The 1,643-nt window shown below is 36.2% G+C and carries 2 protein-coding genes; one reads left to right on the top strand and one right to left on the bottom strand.

The window, feature by feature from the left end; genetic code table 11:
- The first annotated feature begins 128 nt into the window (after window positions 1-128).
- Window positions 129-1,100, top strand: a complete 972-nt coding sequence (gene arsM, locus E1171_RS01675; protein WP_155203444.1) for an arsenosugar biosynthesis arsenite methyltransferase ArsM — start codon at window positions 129-131, stop codon at window positions 1,098-1,100.
- A 79-nt stretch (window positions 1,101-1,179) separates the two neighbouring features.
- On the opposite strand, the gene E1171_RS01670 is transcribed toward arsM, so the two are convergent.
- On the bottom strand, window positions 1,180-1,643 hold a 464-nt coding region (locus E1171_RS01670), incomplete at its 5' end, for a S24 family peptidase (protein ID WP_187696171.1).

The raw sequence follows: 1,643 nt of genomic DNA, 5'->3' as shown, positions 1-1,643 counted from the left end.
TTTTTTTAAGAAAATAATTTACCTTTTTATCCGCCTAAATTGCCTGATTGATTGTTTTATCTATTTGCTTTGATGATTTATGGGAATTTGCTTTATTTCATTAACTAAAATTTCAAAACATAAGTGATATGAACTCTTATTTGGAAACCACTAAGGAACTTTACCGGGATGCTGCAATTGAACCAAATGTGGGGCTTTGTTGCACTACTACTCCAGTTTGGAGTCTTCCAGGTCTAGAAATTCCTAAACGAATGTTACAAATGAATTATGGGTGTGGAAGTACGGTTAATCCTCGTGACTTAGTGAATAATCCAAAAATTTTATATGTAGGTGTTGGGGGAGGGATGGAATTGTTGCAGTTCGCCTATTTTAGTAGACAAAAGGGTGGAGTAATTGGGGTGGATGTTGTAGATGAAATGTTGAGTGCTTCCAGGGGAAATTTTGCCGAGGCAGAAAAGCATAATTCTTGGTTTAAATCGGACTTTGTAGAATTGGTAAAAGGTGATGCATTAAACCTTCCTATCGGTGACGAAAGTGTGGATGTTGCCGCTCAGAACTGCTTATTTAATATTTTTCATAACGAAGACCTGAAGACCGCTCTTGCAGAAATGTATAGGGTGCTGAAACCTCACGGCCGTTTAGTAATGTCTGACCCTATTTGTGAAAATGATATTCCTGAGGAATTGCGTGAGGATGAGAGACTTCGTGCCTTATGTTTAAGTGGTTCCCTTCCCATGAAGGAATATATTAAAATGCTTACTGATATTGGGTTTGGTACTATTGAAATAAGAGCAAAACGACCTTATCGTATTCTTGATCCAAAGCATTATGCTACCAATAAATTAATTTATATAGAAAGTTTAGAGGTCTGTGCAATAAAGGATCCAATGCCGGAAGATGGTCCTTGTGTTTTTACTGGTAAAACGGCTATTTATTATGGGGATAAAGAGTATTTTGACGACAAAAAAGGACATGTCTTAATGCATAATCAGCCTTTGTCGGTTTGCGATAAAACAGCATCTGCTCTTCAATCCTTAGGGCGAGATGATATTTTTATTTCGGAATCCACCTTTTTTTATGATGGTGGAGGGTGTTGTTGATTTATAAAATAAAAGAAAGCATTATAGAAATTATTTAGATTGCTTTTGATTTGGGACAGCCAATGGAAGATTCATTTCTTCAGTCTTTACCTCTTTTTGTCATGAGCTGATCAACCTTCTTTTCCAATAAGCTCAGCCGTTCATCATAACGGCTGGGAGCTTTTATTTTTTTGCTAAAAACTCCTGTTGCTTCCCATGCCTCTATTATATCTTTTTGTTGAAGTTGTACGGTATTGTAATTGGGGTTGTCGGTTTTGATTTTGAAAACTCCCTTTTGAAGTTCAATCAATCTTCCAATCCAGACTTCGTTTTTAGACACTAAGACATATACTTGGTCAGATTTTAAATCTTGAACTACTTTCTTGCAAAGCAAAATATCACCCTCCTGAAGTCCCTGATCCATATAGGCCATTCTTTGGTTTTTTAATTCAAAGGCTAGTTGTTGTTCCTTTGGATCTGATGGTAATTCAATAGTTGGAAGATTTGATAGCTCTTGTTTTTGATCAAGTAATGAAAGATAGGTAGAATAGCTCCCAGACTTTA

The sequence above is a fragment of the Xanthovirga aplysinae genome (assembly GCF_009711365.1).
GTDB classification, from domain to species: Bacteria; Bacteroidota; Bacteroidia; order Cytophagales; family Cyclobacteriaceae; genus Xanthovirga; species Xanthovirga aplysinae.
Note: the sequence above shows the minus strand (reverse complement) of the source record. Positions and strands in the feature narration are given on the sequence as shown.